Source organism: Microcystis aeruginosa NIES-4325 (genome assembly GCF_008974145.1).
Lineage (GTDB): Bacteria > Cyanobacteriota > Cyanobacteriia > Cyanobacteriales > Microcystaceae > Microcystis > Microcystis aeruginosa_G.
The window spans coordinates 1-1754 of sequence record NZ_BJKP01000084.1; the positions used below are offsets into that span (position 1 = coordinate 1).

General features: G+C 39.2%; 1 protein-coding gene. It reads left to right on the forward strand.

What is annotated here, in order from left to right; all coding sequences use genetic code 11:
* Positions 1-2: 2 nt before the first annotated feature.
* Positions 3-1754: DNA methyltransferase (locus tag MiAbW_RS19025; protein ID WP_151697342.1), on the forward strand; the 1752-nt coding region annotated here is incomplete at its 3' end.

Genomic DNA, 1754 nt, shown 5'->3' on the forward strand with positions numbered 1-1754 from the left:
AGATGACTACTACCCTTGAAAGCTTACAGGAATTTATTGATTTTTGTCAACAGCATATTACTGGCAAAGAAAGGAAAGAAGCTCAGATTTTCCTAGACCGTTTCTTTCGAGCTTTTGGTCATAAAGGTGCGTTACAAGCGGGTGCAACCTATGAGGAGGCGATTACTAAAGGTAGCAAGAAAGGTAAAACCGGATTTGCTGATTTAGTTTGGAAACCTCGTGTTTTAATTGAAATGAAAAAGCGAGGAGAAGATTTAAGTAAACACTATCCCCAAGCTTTTGAATACTGGAGTCGCTTGGTTCCTAATCGCCCTCGCTATGTCTTATTATGTAATTTTGATCAGTTCTGGATTTTTGATTTTGATCTTCAAATAGATGAACCAGTAGATCGAGTCAATCTCAACGATTTGAAAAATCGGGTGAGTGCCTTCAATTTTATGGAAGTAGGGAATCGTACCCCTATCTTTCAGAATAATCAAGTCGAGATTACAGAAACGGCGGCGCGGCGGATGGGTGAGTTGTTTCAACTATTAAAAAAACGCGGTCAGAAAAGCGGTTTTGATGAGTTGACAGCCCAGCGATTTATTTTGCAGTGTGTCTTGGCAATGTTTGCTGAGGATCGAGGATTGTTACCAAGAGATTTATTTATTTCTTGTGTGAAAGAATGTCTAAATGGTGGCAATTCCTATGATGTCTTGGGGGGATTGTTTCAACAGATGAACTCACCAGGAATTACCCCCGCTGGTAAGTATCAGGGAGTGGATTATTTTAATGGGGGACTGTTTAGCCAAATTCATCCAATTGAATTAACTAATAAAGAATTAGAATTTCTGGATGTGGCGGCGCGTCAGGATTGGAGTAAGATCCGTCCGGCAATTTTTGGTAATATTTTTGAGGGGACAGCTAATGCTGAAGAACGTCATACTTACGGGATGCACTTTACCTCAGAAGCGGATATTATGAAAATTGTTCGCCCAACTATTAGCCGTTACTGGGAGGAGAAAATTGAGCAAGCTGGGACGATTGGCGAGTTAAATACACTTCAGTTAGAATTACAGCAGTATAAGGTACTTGATCCGGCTTGCGGTTCGGGTAATTTTCTCTATATTGCCTATCAAGAATTAAAGCGCATTGAACAGTTATTAATTGAAAAGATTGCTAACCGTCGTCGTTCTGCTAGTGACCAGTTACAGATTAGTTTTGTTACGCCTAAACAGTTTTATGGTATGGATATTAATCCTTTTGCTGTAGAATTAGCGCGGGTGACTTTAATGATTGCCAGAAAGGTGGCGATTGATAGGTTTAATTTGACGGAAGCTTCTTTACCTTTGGATACTTTGGATGGTAATATTATTTGTGCTGATGCTTTGTTTACGGATTGGACAAAAGCAGACGCAATTATCGGTAATCCTCCATTTTTGGGAGGTAAACACATGAGATTAAATCTCAGTGATGATTATGTTAATAAAGTGTTTGGAAGGTTTTCTGAGGTTAAAGACTCGGTTGATTTTTGTTCCTATTGGTTTCGTCTAGCACATAATCAATTAGATGAGAAAGGAAGAGCGGGTTTAGTCGGAACTAATTCTATTAGTCAAGGGAAAAGTCGTGTAGCTGCGTTGGATTATATTACTCACAATGGTGGACACATTCATGAAGCGATTTCTACTCAGCCTTGGTCTGGTGAGGCGAATGTTCATGTTAGTATTGTCAATTGGAGTAAAGTTGAACCAGTAAGTTATTATTTAGATAATCAT